Origin of the sequence: Abyssisolibacter fermentans (genome assembly GCF_001559865.1) — a bacterium.
GTDB classification, from domain to species: Bacteria; Bacillota; Clostridia; order Tissierellales; family MCWD3; genus Abyssisolibacter; species Abyssisolibacter fermentans.
The window spans coordinates 1-587 of sequence record NZ_LOHE01000004.1 but is presented as its reverse complement, the minus strand read 5'-3'; the positions used below and the strand labels follow the sequence as shown (position 1 = coordinate 587).

Sequence of the window (587 nt, the reverse complement as noted above, 5' to 3'; positions counted from 1 at the left end):
TTTCTCATGACTAATCACGTACGCTAAGTACGCTCATAGTCATAGAAATTTAATTCCTTGTATTTAGAGCATTTTACTAAAATTTTAGGCGATGTACTGTTCAATTTTGAAGGTTTTAATACCTTTTTTGTGGGGGTGTAGCTCAGTTGGGAGAGCACCTGCCTTGCAAGCAGGGGGTCAGGAGTTCGAATCTCCTCATCTCCACCATGAAATGTTAAACTCCGGCGTTATTAAATTTATTCATGACTAATCACGTACGTTAGTACGCTCATATCCATGAAAAATTCAATGCCTTGGATTTTAAGCATTTTGATGAAATGATGAATTTCTGCGTTATCAAATTTATCATGACTACTCACGTACGTTTTGTACGCTTCGTATCCATGAAAAATTTAATGCCTTGGACTTCAAACATTTTGCTATGAAATGATGGGTTTTGTGTTATTGAACTTCAAACATTTCATCCAAAAAGGGAATTTTGTTATTTTAAAATTCCTTCGTACCTTGAAAACTACACAGAAATTACTCCAATATAAAATACAACTCACCGGTTGTATAAAAATTAGAGTTTCTTTAATCAAATTAGA

General features: G+C 33.9%; 1 tRNA gene. It reads left to right on the top strand.

Annotated elements, in window-relative coordinates:
• The first annotated feature begins 131 nt into the window (after positions 1-131).
• Positions 132-207, top strand: a tRNA-Ala gene (locus AYC61_RS00905).
• Positions 208-587 lie beyond the last annotated feature (380 nt).